This is a genomic window from Kitasatospora sp. GAS1066B (assembly GCF_041262605.1).
Classification (GTDB): Bacteria; Actinomycetota; Actinomycetes; order Streptomycetales; family Streptomycetaceae; genus Kitasatospora.
The window spans coordinates 79639-96828 of the sequence record NZ_JBGCCO010000003.1 but is presented as its reverse complement, the minus strand read 5'-3'; the positions used below and the strand labels follow the sequence as shown (position 1 = coordinate 96828).

The following is a 17190-nucleotide window of genomic DNA, read 5'->3' as shown; positions in this document are numbered from 1 at the left end:
GGGATCGAACGCTGCTAAGAAGATCCCAGAAGTTCCCTGGGAGTTGAGTATTGATCAGGTAATGAACTCCCCAATAACAGTCAAGTGTTGATCCGAAGAATGTGAACTGAATAGGACTGTTTCTATACGGTGAATGCGGTGGCCGGCTCCCCGGGCGGCGCGATTGGTCTGGTCCATTGCGCCGGCGAGTAGTTCGGCTGCGGTCGGATCGCCGGCGGTCGACTATCCGTGGCCGCCCGGCGGTTCCGGCGATATCAGGCGCCCGCGGCGGCGCCGGGCTCGCCCAGCCAGTGGGTGAGCGCCGCGCGCAGCTCGGCCCGGCTCGGGTCGGCCGCCGCCCAGGCCGCGTAGCCGTCGGGGCGGACCAGCAGCACGGTGGAGCGCAGCTTGCCGTGCGGGTCGGCCGGCGCCGCGTGCACCAGGCGGTCGGCCCACGGCGCACTGACGGCCGGCTCCAGGCCGCCGAACGGAGCGCCGCCCGGGGCCCGCTCGTCGGTGGTGATCAGCACGAACGTGCCCGCGCGCAGCGCCTCGTAGAGCCGGCCCGGCTGGCCCGGGGCGTCCTGGGCCAGCCGCAGATCGGGCATCCGGCGCCCGGCCAGCGGGTGCGAGCCGGGTGCGGCCGGGTAGCTGATCCCGATCCCGGAGACGGTCCGGGCGGCCCGGGTGATCAGCGGGTCGAAGGAGGTGGCCAGCGAGGTGGCGACCGTGCGCGCCGCCCGGCTGGCCGCGCTGCGGGCCAGGCCCAGCCGCATCAGCGCGCCCGAGCTGCGCAGCACCGCCTTGCCGACCGGGTGGCGCTCCGTCTGATAGGTGTCCAGCAGCGACTCGGGAGCCCGGCCGCGCAGCACCGCCGCCAGCTTCCAACTGAGGTTCGCCGCGTCCTGCAGCCCGGTGTTCATGCCCTGGCCGCCGGCCGGCGAGTGGCAGTGCGCCGCGTCCCCGGCGAGCAGCACCCGGCCGTCGCGGTAGTGCGGCACCTGGCGCTCGTCGCTGTGGAAGCGGGACATCCAGCGGGCGTCGTGCAGGCCGTAGTCGACGCCCAGGGTGCGGCGGGCGATGTCGGCGACCTCGGCCAGCTCCACCGGTGCGTCGTCCGACAGTTGGCGGGTCCGGTCCCAGGCGACCACCCGGTACCAGCCGTCACCGAACGGCGCCACGAAGCCGAACCCGTCCTCGGTGGCGCGCATCGTCAGCGCGTCCTGCGGCGCGTGCTCCAGCCGGACGTCGGCGAGCAGCACCGAGCTGACCACCGACTCGCCCGGGAACGGGATTCCGGCCAGCTCGCGCACCGAGCTGTGCACGCCGTCGGCGCCGACCAGGTAGCGGGCCCGGTGCTTGACCTGGCCCTGCGGGGTGGTCGAGGTGACCGTCACCCCGTCGCCGTCCTGCCGCAGCCCGGTCACCTGGTGCTCGCGCAGCAGCACCGCGCCCGCCTTCACCGCCCGCTCCAGCAGCAGGCGTTCGGTCTGCGACTGCGGGGTGATCAGCATGAACGGGAAGCGGGTGGGCAGCCTGCTCAGGTCCAGCCGCAGCCGGCCGAAGAAGCGCAGCTGGGCGAGCTGGGTGCCGGTGCCGAGCAGCTCGTCGGCCAGCCCGCGGGCGTCCAACTGCTCCAGGGTGCGGGCGTGCACGGCAAAGGCGCGGGTGAGGTTGGACTCCTTGCCGCGTCGCTCCAGCACGGTGACCGCCACGCCGGCCGTGGCCAGGTCACCGGCCAGCAGCAGGCCGGTGGGTCCGGCGCCGACCACGATCACCTCGGCGGTGGAGTCCGGTGCCGCGTGCCGCTCGGCCGGCTGCTCGGGACGCTGGTCTCGCTGATCCGTCATGGGCTCAACTCCCCGTGCTCGCTCGCTCAATCTCAGTCCGCTCTCAGTTTCCCATCATCGCGGGCCCATCCGGTGCTGTGAATCTCATCGACGGGACAACGCTGAAGAGTCACAGTGAAGGGGCAGGGCACGGTCCGCGCTCGACGCCCTGTTCGACGAGCCGAGGGGGAAGGGCCGAGTGGAGGCGGGAAGAGCCAGGTTGGTGCGCCAACTGGCCAGCTTCACGGTGGTCGGCACGCTGGGGACGGCGACCTACCTGCTGCTCTACCTGGGGTTGCGGCAGCTCTGCCCCGCGTTGCTCGCCAACGCGGCGGCGCAGGTGGTCTCCGGCGTCGCGAACACGGCCGCCAACCGGCGCTTCACCTTCGGGGTGACCGGTCGGCAGGGCGTGCTGCGCCACCAACTCGGCGGCGGGTTCGCGCTGCTGGTCGGGCTGGTGCTGAGCAGCGGCGTGCTGGCGGCGCTGGCCGCGGTCGACCCGCAGGCCACCCGGGGCGAGGAACTGGCGGCGCTGGTGGGCGCGAACGCGGTGGGGACGGTGGTGCGGTTCGTGGTGCTGCGCGGGGTGGTGGGCGGCTGAGCGGCCGGCCTCGGGCACTGCCGCGCCGGCCGGGCTTCAGGCGCCGCCGCGCCGACCTGGTGGGGCGATCAGCTCGCGCTCGACCGCCTTGTTCACCGCGTCGATCCGCGACACCGCGTCCAGCTTGCCGAAGATGTTGCGCAGATGGCGCTTGACGGTGCCCTCGGTGATGCCGAGCCGGCCCGCGATCTGACGGTTGCTCAGTGCCCGGGCGGCGCAGCCGAGCACCTCCACCTCGCGGCCGGACAGGCGGCCCCGGTTGGTCGGGGCCAGGGCCTCGGCTGCACCGGCCGGATCGGTCTCGGCGACCGCGGTGGCGAGCGCCGAGAGGATGATGTCCAGCAGCAGCATCCCGGCCCGGATCGAGTGCGTCAGGTGCAGGCCGGGGCGGACCCGCTCGCCGCTCTGGTTCACCACGTCGGCGATCTCGGTGCCGGTCACCGTCGCCCGGCCCTCGGCCAGGCTCACCGCGCAGTCCAGCAGGATCCGCCGGGCCTGCGCCACGCACTGCTGCCAGGCCTCGGGGTCGGCGGCCAGCGGGCTGTTGATGGCCCGCAGTTCCGCCAGGTAGCGGGCCAGCACCTCGGGCTCCTGGCCGAGCAGCCGCTGCGCCGCATCCTCCGCCCGGCCGTCTCCCGCGAGCAAGGGCAGCTCCGCCGGCCGGGGCGGCATCGACTCCGAGTCGTCGACGTTCATCTGGCCGCCCTTCCCCCGAGCCCGCGACTGCGTCCACGTCACCCTTGCGGTGCGGCGGAGTTGACCGGAACACCTGGCGCCAGACTATGGCGCGCGGACCCGCCGCAGACCAGTCCGCCCACCTGGCCGGCGGGGATCCGCGGTTCCGTCGCGCGGACTGTCGCAGGTCGCAGGCGGACTGTGGCAGATCGGGCCCGGCTACGCTCGGCGCATGGCTATTCCTCCCTTTCTCGCCGAACTGCGTGGCCTGGTGGGCACCCGGCCGCTGTGGCTCTCCGCCGCCTGCGTGGTGGTGCTGGACGACCAGGACCGGGTGCTGCTCGGCCGGCGCACGGACACCAGGGCCTGGGCACTGCCCGGCGGCATCATCGACCCCGGCGAGCAGCCGGCCGACGCGGCGGCGCGGGAGTGCCTGGAGGAGACCGGCGTCGAGGTGGTGCCCGAGCTGCTCACCTCGGTCACCGTCTCGCCGCCCGTCACCTACCCGAACGGCGACCAGACCCGCTACCTCGAACTCACCTTCCGCTGCCGGGTGGTGGGTGGCACGGCCCGGGTGAACGACGACGAGTCGCTGGAGGTGGCCTGGTTCGCCCAGGACGCGCTGCCCGAACTGGACGCGTCCAACCAGGAGCGGCTCACCCTGGCACTGACCTGCAAGGGGGAGACGGCCTTCGGTTTCTCCGGGTGAGGCCCGTGACCGAGAGTGTCGGCGACGCTCTCACCTGCAAGGCTTGACGGACCGTCATATGAGGCTAATAAAGTAACGCTTCATTATGAAGCAGGTACACAACGCAGCCAAGCCACCCGCGCGCGGCCTGGCACAGGACGCCGACGACTGCCTCTTCGATCCCCGAGTCCGCACCGTGCTGGCCGAGTTCACGCTCGGCACCGACACCCTGGCGCTGGAGGCGGCCTCGGCGATCCGGGCCGCCACGCACGCCGTGGAGCGGCTGCGCGCCCGGGGCGCCCAGGGGCGCGGCCTGAGCGCCGGGGCGCTGGACATCCTGATCCGGCTGGGCGCCACCACCGGCGAGGCGCTGAGCATCGGCGACCTCGCCCGGGCCGCCGACGTCAGCTCGCGCAACGTCACCGGCCTGGTCGACACGTTGGAGCGGGAGGGCCTGGCCGAGCGGATCCCCGACCCGCACGACCGTCGTTCGGTGCTCACCCGGATCACCCCGGCCGGCCGCGGCTGGCTCGACACCTTCCGGCTGCCGACCCAGCGGGCGATGGCGGGGGTGTTCCAGGGGTTCACCCCCGCCGACCTCACCGCGCTGCGGCACCTGTGCCTGCGGGTGGTGGAGAACCAGCAGCGGCTCGAGCACTACCTGGAGCAGACCGAGGACGTGCTGCGCTGAGCGAGCCGGGCGGCTCGCGCTGACGGAAGCTCAGCCGCTCCTGGCGCCCGGGTCAGCTGCTCCTGACGCGCCGCTCAGAGGACGGCGAGGCTCGCCGCCAGGTCGTCCAGGCCGAGCGAGCCCTGGGAGAGCGCCGCCATGTGCCAGGCCTTCAGGTCGAAGTCCGCGCCCTGCCACCGCCGGGCCTGCTCGCGGCCGCGCAGCCAGGCCCGCTCGCCGAGCTTGTAGCCGATCGCCTGGCCCGGCCAGCCGAGATAGCGCTCGATCTCGCCGTGGCGACGGGCGGCCGGGCTGCCGTGGTAGGCGGCCATGAACGCGGTGCCCAGCTCCGGGGTCCAGCGCTCGCCCGGGTGGAACGGCGAGTCGGCCGGGATCTCCAGCCGCAGGTGCATGCCGATGTCGATGATCACCCGGATGATCCGCAGCATCTGCTTGTCCAGGTAGCCGAGCCGGTGCGCCGGGTCGGTGAGGAAGCCCAGCTCGTCCATCAGCCGCTCGGCGTACAGCGCCCAGCCCTCGACGTTGGCGCTGATCTTGCCGAGGGTCACCTGGTAGCGGCTCAGCCGGTGCTGCAGCGTCACCGCCTGGGCCAGCTGCAGGTGGTGGCCTGGCACGCCCTCGTGGTACCAGGTGCTGACCAGCTGCCAGGTCGGGAAGACCGTGCGGCCCAGGGCCGGCAGGTAGGTGCGTCCCGGGCGGCTGAAGTCGAGGCTGGGGCCCGAGTAGTGCGGGGCCACCGAGCTGCCGGGCGGCGCGATGTGGGTCTCCACCCGGCGCAGCGGCCCCGCGATGTCGAAGTGGGTGCCGTCCAGGTCCTCGATCGCCCGTTCCATCAGCTCCTGCAGCCAGGCCCGGATGCCCTCCTCGCCCTCGATCACGTGGCCGTGCTCGTTCAGGTGGTTCATCGCCGCCAGCACGCCGGCACCCGGCAGCACCTGCTCGGCCGCCACCCGCATCTCGGCGAGCGTGCGGTGGAACTCGCTCCACGCCCACTCGTACGCCTCGGCCACGTCCAGGTCGGCGCCGGTGGCCCGGCGGGCGGAGCGCAGGTACGTCTCCCGCCCGACCGCGTCCGGCACCTCGACGGTCAGCGGGGCGTAGTCGGTGCGCAGCCAGTCGCGGAACTCCGCGATCGCGGCGGTGGCCGTGAGTGCGTCGCGGTCCAGCTCGGCGCGCCGGCGCTCGGGCCCGTCCGCGACGAAGCCGGTGAACCAGCTGGGCCCGCCGCTGTCCTCGCCGGTCCAGGCGGTCAGTTGGCGGATCGCCGCGTCGACCTGGCGCGGGGCGGAGAGCAGCCCGTGCCCGACTCCCGCGCGCAGCGTCTGCCGGTAGCCGTCCAGCGCACCCGGCAGCGCCCGCAGCCGGCCGGCCGCGTTCGCCCAGTCGGCGTCCGTCTCGGTGGGCGAGAGCGTGAAGATGTTCCGCAGCGTCTGGAACGGCGCGTTGATCGCGCGCACCGACCGCAGGTGGTCGCCCGCCTCGTGGCAGGCGAGCTCGGCCGTCAGGCGCTCGCGGAGCAGGCGCGCGCAGTCGGCCTCCACCGGGTCCTTTGCGCCGAGGACCGTCCGCTGGTCCGGTGCCGGCACCCCGTCCAGCACCGGCACCCCGTCCAGCGCCGCCAGCGCGCCGCGGGCCAGTTCGGCGCCCGCCTCGAACCACTCCGGCGACAGCCCCGGTTGCCGGTCCTCCCCCACTCGTTCGCCCAACCAGGCTGCGGTGGATGGGTCGTGGGCCACCATCCGGGCCACGTAGTCGTCGGCGATCCGGCGCGGGGTGAGGGTCTCGTCTGCCATGGGATCATCCTGGCGCAGCCGCCGGGGCTCTGTCAGGCCGATTCGGCCGGGTCAGCCGCCGGCCGAGCGGCGGAGCCGGCCCGGGGTGGTGTCCAGCCGCTCGCGCAGCAGGGTGGTGAGGGTGCTGGCGTTCTCGTAGCCGACCCGGCGGGCCACCGTGTCGGTCGGCAGGTCGGTGGTGCGCAGCAGGTGGGCCGCCTGTTCGAGGCGCACCCGCTGGGCGAAGCGCAGCGGGGAGACGCCGAGCACCCGGTCCAGGGCCCGCTGCAGGGTGCGTTCGCTGGTGCCGAGCGCGCGGGCCGCGTCCGCGATCCGCAACGGCTGGTCGAGGTGCTCGCGGACCCAGCGCTCGTATGCGGCGACGGTCGGGTCGGTCCGGGCCAGGTGCCCCGGTATCGCGTAACTGGCCTGGGTGGGACGGGAGTCGACCACCAGGTAGCGGGCGGCGAGGTCGGCCAGCAGTGGGCTGCGGTCGCGGACCAGGGCCAGCGCGAGGTCCAGGTGGGCCATCGCGGCGCCGGCGGTGGTGATGTCACCGGCCCGGGTGACCATCTGGCTCTCGTCCAGCTCGACCAGCGGATAGCGGCGCCGGAAGACCGGCGCGAGCCACCAACTGGTGGTCGCCGGCCGACCGTTGAGCACGCCGCTGTCCGCCAGCAGGAAGCTGCCGGTGCAGGCCGCGGCCAGCCGCACGCCGTCCGCGTGGGCGGCTGCGAGCAGTTCGCGGGCCGGCAGCCGCTCGGGCGCGTCGAGCCAGGCGACGAGCGGTTCGGGCTGCTTGTGGCCGACCCCGGGCACGATCAGCAGCTCGGGCGGGGCGGCCTCGGCGGGCGTGACCGCGGTGACCGCGTGTCCGGCGGCGGTGCGCACGGGTGTGGCGTCCGGACGGATCAGCGTCACCTCCCAGGCCGGCGGTGGCTGGGGCAACTCGCCGCGCAGCTCGTTGGCGGTCTGCAGGACGTCGAGTACCGAGGAAAGGCCCGAGTCGAAGACGCCATCGACCACCAGCACCGATATCTTCATGTCGGAAACGGTAAGGGATGTGTCGCATCCGCCACTGGGGGGCCTGGTGGCTGCGCTCATAGGTTGATCACACCAGCCAGTACCCGAAGGGAAACCCCATGACCACCACCCCGCGCGTCGGTCTGCTCGTCCGCCTGGAAGCCAAGCCCGAGCACGTCGAAGAACTCAACGAGTTCCTGACCGGCGCCCTTCCGCTGGCCCAGGCGGAGGCCGGCACCACCGTCTGGTTCGCGTTGCGCCTGGGCCCCACCACCTTCGGCATCTTCGACGCCTTCGGCAGCGACGAGGGCCGCCAGGCCCACGTGCAGGGCGAGATCGCCAAGGCCCTCTTCGCCGCCGCCCCGCGGCTGCTCGCCCAGGAGCCGGAGATCGTGCCGGTCGACGTGCTGGCGGTCAAGCTGCCGTAGTAGCCGTAGTCGCCGTCCCCCTCGGCCGGGTCCGCCAGGTGAGCAGCACCTCGGCGGGCCCGGCCGGACGGCGTGGTTCACCGCCCGGTCCGCGCCTGGAGGTGTTAGGTCGTTCGGCGGTGTTTTCCTCCCGTTCCGGTGAACGTCCGTGCCCCTCGGCCCCCGTGGTGTTGAGCGGCGGAGCAGGCGCGGGGATAGCCCTGGTGAGCGCCGGCAGGCCAGTCTTGGCGCGGCCCGTTCCAGGGAGGAGCAGCCGGGTGGATCTGCCCTACGTCCGCCACTCCGGTCGCCGGGCGGTGCTGGCCGGGCTGGGGGCGGCGATCACCGCGGCCGTCACTGAGGCCGTCGCCGGGCACCCCGCTGCCGCCGCGATCCGCCTCGGCGGAGTGCTCGGGCAGGAGGCTGCCGCCGGCGGCGCCGGCAAGCGCCAGTTGCGGGGGCTGTGGATCGCGTCCCTGGCCAACATCGACTGGCCGCGGCACCGGGGCCTGAGCGCGGAGCAACTGCGGGCCGACTTCGTCGAACTGCTCGACCAGGCCCGGATGATCGGGTTCAACGCGGTGTTCGTGGAGGTCCGGCCGACGGCCGACGCCTTCTGGCCCTCGCCGCTCGAACCGTGGTCCCAGTGGCTGACGGGAACTCAGGGACAGGACCCGGGCTGGGATCCGCTGGCCTTCATGGTCGACGCCGCCCACGAGCGCGGCTTGGCGTTCCACGCCTGGTTCAACCCGTTCCGGGTGGCGATCCAACCGGACCGCGCCAAGCTGCTGCCCAGCCACCCGGCCCGCCGCAGCCCCGAGTGGGCGGTCGTCTACAACGGCGAGATCTACTACGACCCCGGGATCCCCGCCGTCCGCGAGTTCGTCCAGCGCGCGATCATGGACGCCGTCAGTCGCTACGACATCGACGGTGTCCACTTCGACGACTACTTCTACCCGTATCCGGCGGGCCGGCTTGCCTTCCCCGACGCGGCGGCGTTCGCCGCCCACGGTCAGGGCTTCACCGACCGCGCCGCCTGGCGGCGGAACAACATCGACCTGATGGTCCGCCAGACGCGCGACCTCGTCCGTGCGGCCCGCCCCGAAGCGGTCTACGGCGTCAGCCCGTTCGGCGTCTGGCGCAACGCCCGCGACGACCCGGCGGGCTCGGACACCACCGCCCTCGTGCAGAGCTACGACAGCCAGTACTCCGACACCCTCGGCTGGGCCCGCAAGGGCTGGGTGGACTACCTCGCCCCCCAGCTCTACTGGTTCATCGGCTACGACCTCGCCGACTACGCGGTCCTCGCGCCCTGGTGGGCCGAGCAGATGGCCGGCACCGACACCCAGCTGTGGATCGGCCAGTCCGCCTCCCGCCCCGGCGCGCCCGAACGCCCCGGCCCCTGGCAGGACCCCGCCGAACTCTCCCGCCACCTCGCCGTCAACGCCACCCTGCCCGCCATCGGCGGCGACATCTTCTTCAGCGCCCGCAGCGTCCAGGTCGACCGCATCGGCGCGATCAGGAGACTCGCCGCCGACCACTGGCAGCGCCCGGTGCTGGGCCCCCTGCTGCCCCGCCTCGCACACGCCGCCCCACCCGGCCCACCCATCCTGTCCCCCACCGCCGACCTGCACGCCCTGCGGATCACGCCGTGCCCCCGGGCCGAGCGGAACACCCGGCCGTTCCAGTACGCCGTCTACCGCTATGACAGCGACCCCGGACCCACCCCACCGGCCGATCCCACCCGGCTGACCGCCCTGCTGCCGGCCCTCACCGTCGACCAGTACCGCCCGCCGGCCGGCGCACCACGTGCCTGGTACGCCGCCACCAGCGTCGACCGGGCCGGCCGCGAAGGTCCCACCAGCACACCGCTGTGGCTACCCGGATGAGGAGCTTCCGTGGCCTGACGCTACGTCAACTCAGCTTTGCAGAGCGACTGGTGGGCTGGTCGGGCCCAGCCGGCCGGCGCGATCGACAGCGGCGACCGTGTACCAGGCGGGACCGGCACCGGGGAGGGCGAGGGAGTCGGTCCCACCCGGGACGACGGCGATCAGGACGGCCGTGCCGGTGGCGGTGTCGGAGCGGTGGACGGCGTACTGGAACGGCGACTCGCCGGCTGCGTGCTGGAACATCAACCGTGCCCGGCCCTGATCGTCGGACACCAGGCCGACGGTCGGTCGGCTCGGCACCGGTCCGGTGGCGAGGCGGGGCAGCAGGGGGCCCAGCACCGGCCGTTGCCAGTGCTCCGCCGCCAGCTTCCTGATCGCGCCGAGCCGGTCCGCCCGGACATCGGTGGCGCTGAACAGGATGGTGCCGCCGATCTGCGGCAGCGCGTCGTCGAGCGCGAGGTGCCGGGAGAGCTCGGCCGGGTCCTGCCAGGGCGCCGGCTGCTCGGGCGCGCCCACGTGGTAGACGGCCTGGCCGATCCAGAGTTGGGTGTCGGTCCCGGCGGTCTGCTCGGCCCACCACGTGGCCAACACCCGGTAGTCGGCCGGGGCGTAGCCGATGTACCAGTACAACTGCGGGGCGACGTAGTCGAGCCAGCCGTTGCGGATCCAACTTCGGGTGTCCGCGTAGAGGGCGTCGTAGGACTCCGCCCGGGCCGAGGTGTCCGAGCCCGCCGGGTCGCTGCGGACGTTGCGCCAGACGCCGAACGGGCTGACGCCGAAAGCCGCTTCGGGGCGTGCCGCCCGCACCAGGTCACGCATCTCGCGGACCAGCAGGTCCACGTTGTGCCGCCGCCAGGCGGCCCGGTCCGTGAACTCCGCCCCGTAGCTGGCGAACGCGTCGTCGTCCGGGAAGTCCTGTCCCGCCACGGGATACGGGTAGAAGTAGTCGTCGAAGTGGACGCCGTCGATCTCGTAGCGCGTGACGGCGTCCATCATGGCCCGCTCCACGAAACGGCGGGCCGCCGGAACACCGGGGTTGTAGTAGAGCCCGCCGCCGTAGCGCACGGTCCAGTCCGGGTGGCGCCGGGCGGGGTGGCTGGGCAGCAGCTTGGCACGGTCGGGTTGGATCGCCACCCGGTACGGGTTGAACCAGGCGTGGAACGCCAAGCCGCGCTCGTGGGCGGCGTCGACCATGAAGGCCAGCGGATCCCAGCCCGGGTCCTGTCCCTGAGTTCCCGTCAGCCACTGGGACCACGGTTCGAACGGCGAGGGCCAGAAGGCGTCGGCCGTCGGCCGGATCTGCACGAAGACCGCGTTCAGCCCGATCGCCCGGCAGTGGTCCAACTGGCCGACGAAGTCCGCGCGCAGCCGGTCGGCGGACAGCCCCGGCGCCGCCGGCCAGTCGATGTTCGCCACCGACGCGATCCACACCCCGCGCAGCTCACGATCCGGCGGCGCGGCCCGGGCGTCCCTGCTACGCGCCCAGGCTGACGACCGACCGGCACTGGTCACCGAGGCCGCACCGAGCAGGAGGGCGCGGAGCGCTCGGCGCCTGCCGATGTTCGGCGCTGGTCGGGGGCCGGGTGTTCTGCGGCTAGGGAGCATGCCGCTCAGGATGCTGGGCGCAGGACGGGTTGCGGTGCGACACACCGTGACCGGCAGCAAACCCGGTCAGGGACAGAGCAGCTCGATGGTCGGAAAGTAGGTGCGGTAGCGCGCGGCATCGCGGGTGAGCAGCCGATAGCCCCGGACAGCAGCATGCGCACCGATGTAGAAGTCGGGCAGCGGCGCGGTCTTCTGACCGCCCCGCTTCCGGTACTGCAGAAATGCCTTCCCAGCCAGGAACCCCGCCTCGTAAGGCAGCGGTTCGCGGGTGAACTCCGCAGCAGGCAGCACCGCGTCCAGGTCCTCGATCGCCGCGTAGGCCACCGAAACCTCCGCGTACACGATCGGATTGATCACGACCTGCCCCGCGTCCTGAGCCTTGGCCAGCTCAGCCTCGGACCAGTCGGCCCAGGAGGGATCGTCCGTCATCAGATCCAGCAGCACACACGAATCAACCAGCGTCACCGGTCGGTCCCGGCCCCGCTCCACCAACGTCAGCCGGCTACTCGCCACGTAGCAGTCCCATGATCTCGTCGGTGGACATACCGGTGGCGGCGCTGCCCCTCATCCGCCGTGCCAGCCGCTGCCCATGGGTGGCGTCCCCGACCCGGCGCACTATCCGCAGGACGCCGCCCTCCTCGATCACGTCCACCTCATCGCCGGGGCGCAGACCGCACTTCTCGCGGAGGTCCGCAGGGATGGTGACCTGCCCCTTGCTGTTGAGTCGCATCGCAGCCTCCGGTATCCCGTAATACCTCTACTACGTAATACTACGCCCGTTATGGCTGCCGACTTCTTGGCCCACGTGATCCACGGAGCCCAAGGGGTCGAGGCACCCAACGGCTTTTTGACCGTCGTGTTCGCCGCTCATCGGTGGTCGGGTGACCTCACGAACGGGGAATCCGAGAAGCACTCGGAGGTTGCGTGGGTGAGGACCGACGCCCATCCCAGATCAAGGCCGTGTCCACCACGGACACGGCCTTGGTCAGCTACCTCAACAACGGGCCCAGTGTCTCCCTGGACTCGTGGCCGGGCGGGGCTCCGACAGTGGCACGGTGACCCCGCAAAGCCCGTGGCTCGGGAGCATGACACTCCCGAGCCACGGGCGGCAGCCTGCGGTCAGACTCCTGATGGGCTAGTGCCGTCGACCGGCTGCGCCTCCTCGGCTCCTCCTCATGAGGAAGATGGCCAAGCCTCCCAGCGTCAGCATGACCAGCGAGCCGACTGCAAGGCCGATCGATTCACCTGCGCCTGTCGCAGCGAGTTCTTGCTTCGACTTGCTCGGATGCTGCCCGTGGTCACCCTGGTCGTGACCACCCGGGCCCGTCGCGTGGTCACCCTGGTCGTAACCGCCTTGGCCCTTCCCGTGATCACCCTGTCCAGGGCCTCCCTGGCCATGTCCGCCGTGCTCCCCCGGAATCTGGGGAGGGCCGGCGGGTCCAGGGGGTCCGGCAGGCCCAGCCGGTCCGGCCGGGCCGGGAGCTCCGGGAGCACCGCTGGCCCCGGGAGCCCCGGGAGCGCCGGGAGCCCCGGGAGCGCCGGGAGCCCCGGGTGCGCCGTTGGCGCCTGGCAGCCCGTTGGGGCCGGGAGCACCGGGAGCACCAGGTGCTCCGTTGGCACCGGGCAGGCCGTTGGCGCCGGGGGAGCCATTGGCTCCGGGCAGGCCGTTCGGGCCGGGTGCGCCGTTGGCTCCGGGCGAGCCGTTGGCTCCGGGCAGGCCGTTCGGGCCGGGTGCACCGTTGGCGCCGGGAGCACCGGGGGAGCCGTTGGCTCCGGGCAGGCCGTTCGGGCCGGGTGCGCCGCTGGGGCCGGGAGCACCAGGTGAGCCGTTGGCGCCGGGCAGGCCGTTGGCCCCTGGAGCGCCGTTGGCGCCGGGTGACCCGTTGGTTCCGGGTGCGCCGTTGGGGCCGGGAGCACCGGGTGCGCCGTTGGCGCCAGGCAGGCCGTTGGCCCCTGGAGCGCCGTTGGGCCCGGCAGCGCCCGGAGCGCCCGGAGCACCGGGAGCACCGTTGGCGCCAGGTGCACCGGGGGAGCCGTTGGTGCCAGGCGCACCGTTGGGGCCGGGGGAGCCGGGCGCACCCGGCGCGCCGTTCGGACCGGCCGCACCGGGAGCACCGGGTGAGCCGGCGACGCCGGGTGCGCCGTTGGGCCCGGGAGCACCCGGAGCACCGGGCGAACCGTTGGCGCCGGGCGCGCCGGGTGCACCCGTCGGGCCGGGCGAGCCCGTCGGGCCGGCGGGTCCACTGGGTCCGGCCGGGCCGCTCGGGCCGGGCGGCCCGGGCGGACCGACGGTGCAGGCCGCCCTGGTAATGGTGTTGGTGTCCAGCGTGACCGCGCCATTGCGCGCCAGGGCCCGGCCCTCGATCACGGTGCCGGTCTGTGCCGCGATGGAGGTCAGGGCCAGGATGTTGCCCTTGAAGAAGGAATTGGTCCCGATGGTGGCGGAACTCCCCACCTGCCAGAACACGTTGCAGGCCTGTGCCCCGTTGATGAGGCTGACGTTGCTCGCCGAGCCGGTGATCAGGGTCGAGGCGATCTGGAAGATGAAGACCGCGCTGGGATCGCCCTGGGCGTCCAGTGTCACGGTCCCGGTCAGTCCCAGTGGCCCGGTGGACTTGTAGACGCCGGATGTCAGTGTCTGTCCGACCAGGTCACCCGCGACGCTGGCCGTGGGCGCTCGGCCGGCCGCGTCGTCGTACGCGATGACCAGGTCCGACTGCGCCTGCAGGGCGGGCGCGTCACCGACGTGCTGCGCGCCGTTGACGATGCCCGGCGGAAAGCCCGTCACGGAGGAACCCGGGCTGAGCCCCAGGTCGCCGTTGATCACACTGGGCCCCGTGTTGGTGACCGTTGAACCGCCCAGAACCGCGTAACTGGTGTCGGTTCCCAGCGTCACGGGTGCCTCCGCGGCGTGCGCGAGGCCGGGATGCAGAACTCCCGTTGCCAGCAACGCCAATCCGGGGAGCAGGACGAGAGCTTCCCTGATCCGAGTGCGTCCGCGCCGTCGGCCGGGGGGAGCGGACACGATGACATCCACTGCCATAAGAGCAAGACCTTTCTTGCCGCCGTTGAACTCGGACTCCCCGCTGCGGAGGCTCCGAGCTGACGTGGTGAGTTCTGGTCAAGCCGCAGGATTCCGGTCGGCATGTCGATCCTGCTCACAGATCTCACCGGATGGGAGATCGCTGAGCTGTTGCCTGCCGTGGCAGTGACGTGCCATCACTCACTCGTCTGCACACTAATGGCCTCGTAGGTCTGATGGTCCGTTAAAAATCCAAACGGGTGATGTGCTCGCTGAATTTCCCCTGTTGAGTAATCAAGTTCCTTGTAACCAACGTCAGTTCAGGAAACAATCGCGAGGTCGAGGGGAGTATCAGGGCGGGTCAGAGGTCGAGGATCTCGCGGATCAGGCCGAGTTTGTCCTCCGGGCAGAGATCCTGGGGCCGACCGTTGAGCAGCCCGTCCAGGACCGCGGGGACATCGCAGCCGTCAGGCTCCTGGATGGCGCAGATGATCTGACACCGAAGGCCGCCGTCCCGCGCGAACACCCACAGCTCCTGGTCCTTGTGCGGCCTGTCGTTCTTCGCCGACAGGCGCCAGGCCGGGAACCAGCCGAGCCCCTCCAGGGTCAGGCTCTCGGCCGTCTCCTCCAGAACGCACCTGCCGAGCCGTCCGTAACCGAGCTCCTCGCGCAGCTCTCCGAGTGTGGTCCTGATCAGGCCGCTCGCGGCATGGCAGCGTTCGGCCACGGTGGCGGGGCCGCTGTCTCCGCCCAGGTGCGGCATTTCGCCGAGCGGGTTCCTTAGAGCGCTCATATTCCGGGAAACGAAGAGGCCGCAGAAACGATGCGCCTGTTCCCCGTCTGGGCGCATCCGACCGGATCGGGGCAATCGCCACCGCCCACCGGCCCGGCATATGACACGGCGCTGTACTGGGAGCTCCCCTCCGACCTCCCAGTACAGCGCCTGCTGTGGCTCCCGGATCAGTCCGCCAGCGGGAGGTACACCCGGTTGCCCTGGGCCGCGAACTCGGCCGACTTCTCGGCCATGCCGGCCAGCGCCTCGGCGTCGAACTCGGTGTTCACGGCGGTCGAACCTTCGCCGTGCTCGGCTCGGATCTTCTGGCTGATCTTCATGCTGCAGAACTTCGGCCCGCACATCGAGCAGAAGTGCGCCGTCTTCGCGGGCTCGGCCGGCAGCGTCTCGTCGTGGAAGGCACGGGCCGTCTCGGGGTCCAGGGCCAGGTTGAACTGGTCCTCCCAGCGGAACTCGAAGCGGGCGTCCGAAAGGGCGTCGTCCCACTGCTGGGCGCCGGGGTGGCCCTTGGCGAGGTCGGCGGCGTGGGCGGCGATCTTGTAGGTGATCACGCCGGTCTTCACGTCGTCGCGGTTGGGCAGGCCCAGGTGCTCCTTGGGCGTGACGTAGCAGAGCATCGCGGTGCCCCACCAGGCGATCATCGCGGCGCCGATGCCCGAGGTGATGTGGTCGTAGCCGGGCGCCACGTCGGTGGTGAGCGGGCCGAGCGTGTAGAACGGGGCCTCGTCGCAGATCTCCTGCTGGAGGTCCATGTTCTCCTTGATCTTGTGCATCGGGACGTGGCCCGGGCCCTCGATCATCACCTGCACGTCGCGCTCGCGCGCGATCCGGCCGAGCTCGCCCAGGGTCCGCAGTTCGGCGAACTGCGCCTCGTCGTTGGCGTCCGCGATCGAGCCGGGGCGCAGGCCGTCACCGAGCGAGAAGGTGACGTCGTAGGCGCGCAGGATGTCGCAGAGTTCCTCGAAGTTGGTGTAGAGGAAGTTCTCCTGATGGTGCGCCAGGCACCAGGCGGCCATGATCGAGCCGCCGCGCGAGACGATGCCGGTCTTGCGACGGGCCGTCAGCGGGACGTACCGCAGCAGCACGCCGGCGTGCACCGTCATGTAGTCGACGCCCTGCTCGCACTGCTCGATGATGGTGTCGCGGTAGACCTCCCAGCTCAGCTCCTCGGCCTTGCCGTCGACCTTCTCCAGTGCCTGGTAGAGCGGCACGGTGCCGATCGGCACGGGGGAGTTGCGCAGGATCCACTCGCGGGTGGTGTGGATGTTGCGGCCGGTGGAGAGGTCCATCACGGTGTCGGCGCCCCAGCGGGTGGCCCAGGTCATCTTCTCCACCTCCTCCTCGATGGAGGAAGTGACCGCGCTGTTGCCGATGTTGGCGTTGATCTTCACCAGGAAGTTGGTGCCGATGATGGCCGGCTCGACCTCGGGGTGGTTCACGTTCAGCGGGATGACGGCCCGGCCACGCGCCACCTCGGCGCGCACGAACTCGGCCTCCAGCCCCTCGCGCAGCGCGATGAACTCCATCTCGGGGGTGATGATCCCCCGCTTGGCGTAGGCGAGTTGGGTGACGGCCACGCCGTCGCGGGCGCGCAGCGGTCGGCGCGGGCGCCCGGGGAAGACGGCGTCCAGGTTGCGCAGGTTCCCGCCGCGCGGCGCGGTGTGCTTGATCCCGTCGTCCTCGGGGCGGGCCTCGCGGCCGTCGTACTCCTCGACGTCGCCGCGCTGGCGGATCCACGGGTCGCGCAGCGGGGGCAGGCCGCGGCGCACGTCGGCCTCGTAGGCGGCGTCGGTGTACGGCCCCGAGGTGTCGTACAGCGGGACGGTGCGGCCGTTGGTGAGCTGGACCTCGCGGTAGGGGACCCGCAGGTCGGGGCGGCTGCCCTCGCGGTAGGCCTTGTGCCAGGCCGGTGTCGGGTAGCCGGTGGACGCGCTGGTCACCGTGGTGCCGGCGGTTTCCGCATCCGGACGTGCGTCATCAAAAACGGTCATCAGACCTTCTACTCCCTACGCCGGCATTACCCGGTCCAGGTTCCTGCGGTCGACGCAGCGGTCGGTCCATGGCCAGGTGACGGCCACGGGCCCTTCAGCGCCCTCTCAGCCCGGTGCTCCGAGCTCCCGTTGGCAGGCGGACTTGCCTGCCCAAAGATGTGCCAACGGTAGCCGGAGCCTCGGGCGGTGGTCCAGTAGGGGGTCGTACAACGCGGAGCGGCCCGG

Annotated in this window: 15 protein-coding genes, 1 pseudogene and 1 riboswitch; of the genes and pseudogenes, 6 read left to right on the top strand and 10 right to left on the bottom strand. The window is 72.0% G+C overall.

Annotation, left to right across the window (positions count from 1 at the left end; translation table 11 throughout):
• Window positions 1–254 precede the first annotated feature (254 nt).
• Window positions 255–1829 (bottom strand): FAD-dependent monooxygenase, encoded by a 1575-nt coding sequence (locus ABH937_RS03825; RefSeq protein WP_370217221.1) that lies wholly within the window; start codon window positions 1827–1829, stop codon window positions 255–257.
• A gap of 202 nt (window positions 1830–2031) precedes the next feature.
• Between ABH937_RS03825 and ABH937_RS03820 the strand changes: the two genes are divergently transcribed.
• Window positions 2032–2409, top strand: coding sequence for a GtrA family protein (locus tag ABH937_RS03820; RefSeq protein ID WP_370217220.1), 378 nt, complete (start codon window positions 2032–2034; stop codon window positions 2407–2409).
• Between the two features lie 36 nt (window positions 2410–2445).
• Here ABH937_RS03820 and ABH937_RS03815 read toward each other — a convergent pair whose 3' ends face one another.
• Entirely contained in the window at window positions 2446–3105 is a 660-nt protein-coding gene (locus ABH937_RS03815; protein ID WP_280691258.1) for a helix-turn-helix transcriptional regulator, read from the bottom strand.
• Window positions 3106–3316: 211 nt separating this feature from the next.
• Between ABH937_RS03815 and ABH937_RS03810 the strand changes: the two genes are divergently transcribed.
• Both ABH937_RS03810 and ABH937_RS03805 read left to right on the top strand, forming a co-directional pair.
• Complete coding sequence (locus ABH937_RS03810) at window positions 3317–3793, top strand: NUDIX domain-containing protein (RefSeq protein WP_370217218.1); 477 nt, start codon at window positions 3317–3319, stop codon at window positions 3791–3793.
• 85 nt (window positions 3794–3878) lie between these two features.
• Window positions 3879–4463: a MarR family winged helix-turn-helix transcriptional regulator gene (locus tag ABH937_RS03805; RefSeq protein ID WP_370217217.1), complete on the top strand. Its 585-nt coding sequence runs from the start codon at window positions 3879–3881 to the stop codon at window positions 4461–4463.
• Between the two features lie 74 nt (window positions 4464–4537).
• On the opposite strand, the gene ABH937_RS03800 is transcribed toward ABH937_RS03805, so the two are convergent.
• Together ABH937_RS03800 and ABH937_RS03795 are read right to left on the bottom strand one after the other, a co-directional pair.
• Entirely contained in the window at window positions 4538–6256 is a 1719-nt protein-coding gene (locus tag ABH937_RS03800; protein ID WP_370217216.1) for a DUF885 domain-containing protein, read from the bottom strand.
• A 51-nt stretch (window positions 6257–6307) separates the two neighbouring features.
• Entirely contained in the window at window positions 6308–7279 is a 972-nt protein-coding gene (locus ABH937_RS03795; protein WP_370217215.1) for a GlxA family transcriptional regulator, read from the bottom strand.
• 98 nt (window positions 7280–7377) lie between these two features.
• Between ABH937_RS03795 and ABH937_RS03790 the strand changes: the two genes are divergently transcribed.
• Window positions 7378–7686: an antibiotic biosynthesis monooxygenase gene (locus ABH937_RS03790; RefSeq protein ID WP_280691253.1), complete on the top strand. Its 309-nt coding sequence runs from the start codon at window positions 7378–7380 to the stop codon at window positions 7684–7686.
• Window positions 7687–7943: 257 nt separating this feature from the next.
• Entirely contained in the window at window positions 7944–9554 is a 1611-nt protein-coding gene (locus ABH937_RS03785) for a glycoside hydrolase family 10 protein (RefSeq protein ID WP_370217214.1), read from the top strand.
• Window positions 9555–9584: 30 nt separating this feature from the next.
• Here ABH937_RS03785 and ABH937_RS03780 read toward each other — a convergent pair whose 3' ends face one another.
• The 3 genes from ABH937_RS03780 to ABH937_RS03770 form a co-directional block, all read right to left on the bottom strand.
• Window positions 9585–10970 carry a glycoside hydrolase family 10 protein gene (locus ABH937_RS03780; protein ID WP_370217213.1) on the bottom strand — a complete coding sequence of 462 codons (1386 nt, stop codon included), beginning with the start codon at window positions 10968–10970 and terminating at the stop codon, window positions 9585–9587.
• A gap of 255 nt (window positions 10971–11225) precedes the next feature.
• Complete coding sequence (locus tag ABH937_RS03775; RefSeq protein ID WP_280691251.1) at window positions 11226–11624, bottom strand: type II toxin-antitoxin system VapC family toxin; 399 nt, start codon at window positions 11622–11624, stop codon at window positions 11226–11228.
• 37 nt (window positions 11625–11661) lie between these two features.
• Window positions 11662–11889 carry an AbrB/MazE/SpoVT family DNA-binding domain-containing protein gene (locus ABH937_RS03770; RefSeq protein WP_280691250.1) on the bottom strand — a complete coding sequence of 76 codons (228 nt, stop codon included), beginning with the start codon at window positions 11887–11889 and terminating at the stop codon, window positions 11662–11664.
• A 66-nt stretch (window positions 11890–11955) separates the two neighbouring features.
• Between ABH937_RS03770 and ABH937_RS03765 the strand changes: the two are divergent.
• Window positions 11956–12218: pseudogene (locus ABH937_RS03765) on the top strand (DNA mismatch repair protein MutT); the annotation flags it as partial.
• 76 nt (window positions 12219–12294) lie between these two features.
• On the opposite strand, the gene ABH937_RS03760 reads toward ABH937_RS03765, so the two are convergent.
• The 3 genes from ABH937_RS03760 to thiC all read right to left on the bottom strand — a co-directional run bounded on the left by ABH937_RS03760 (window position 12295) and on the right by thiC (window position 16965).
• Window positions 12295–14202, bottom strand: a complete 1908-nt coding sequence (locus ABH937_RS03760; protein WP_370217211.1) for an ice-binding family protein — start codon at window positions 14200–14202, stop codon at window positions 12295–12297.
• A 340-nt stretch (window positions 14203–14542) separates the two neighbouring features.
• Window positions 14543–14944, bottom strand: a complete 402-nt coding sequence (locus tag ABH937_RS03755; RefSeq protein WP_370217210.1) for a hypothetical protein — start codon at window positions 14942–14944, stop codon at window positions 14543–14545.
• A 197-nt stretch (window positions 14945–15141) separates the two neighbouring features.
• Window positions 15142–16965 carry a phosphomethylpyrimidine synthase ThiC gene (thiC, locus tag ABH937_RS03750; protein ID WP_370217209.1) on the bottom strand — a complete coding sequence of 608 codons (1824 nt, stop codon included), beginning with the start codon at window positions 16963–16965 and terminating at the stop codon, window positions 15142–15144.
• A riboswitch (TPP riboswitch) is annotated at window positions 16960–17105 on the bottom strand. (Overlaps the previous gene by 6 nt.)
• Window positions 17106–17190 lie beyond the last annotated feature (85 nt).

Bases quoted from the DNA above. Each gene is read 5' to 3' on its own strand.
- ABH937_RS03825 (WP_370217221.1), bottom strand. From the start codon at position 1,829: ATGACGGATCAGCGAGACCAGCGTCCCGAGCAGCCGGCCGAGCGGCAC.
- ABH937_RS03815 (WP_280691258.1), bottom strand. From the start codon at position 3,105: ATGAACGTCGACGACTCGGAGTCGATGCCGCCCCGGCCGGCGGAGCTG.
- ABH937_RS03810 (WP_370217218.1), top strand. From the start codon at position 3,317: ATGGCTATTCCTCCCTTTCTCGCCGAACTGCGTGGCCTGGTGGGCACC.
- ABH937_RS03805 (WP_370217217.1), top strand. From the start codon at position 3,879: ATGAAGCAGGTACACAACGCAGCCAAGCCACCCGCGCGCGGCCTGGCA.
- ABH937_RS03800 (WP_370217216.1), bottom strand. From the start codon at position 6,256: ATGGCAGACGAGACCCTCACCCCGCGCCGGATCGCCGACGACTACGTG.
- ABH937_RS03795 (WP_370217215.1), bottom strand. From the start codon at position 7,279: ATGAAGATATCGGTGCTGGTGGTCGATGGCGTCTTCGACTCGGGCCTT.
- ABH937_RS03790 (WP_280691253.1), top strand. From the start codon at position 7,378: ATGACCACCACCCCGCGCGTCGGTCTGCTCGTCCGCCTGGAAGCCAAG.
- ABH937_RS03770 (WP_280691250.1), bottom strand. From the start codon at position 11,889: ATGCGACTCAACAGCAAGGGGCAGGTCACCATCCCTGCGGACCTCCGC.
- ABH937_RS03760 (WP_370217211.1), bottom strand. From the start codon at position 14,202: ATGGCAGTGGATGTCATCGTGTCCGCTCCCCCCGGCCGACGGCGCGGA.
- ABH937_RS03755 (WP_370217210.1), bottom strand. From the start codon at position 14,944: ATGCCGCACCTGGGCGGAGACAGCGGCCCCGCCACCGTGGCCGAACGC.
- thiC (WP_370217209.1), bottom strand. From the start codon at position 16,965: ATGACCGTTTTTGATGACGCACGTCCGGATGCGGAAACCGCCGGCACC.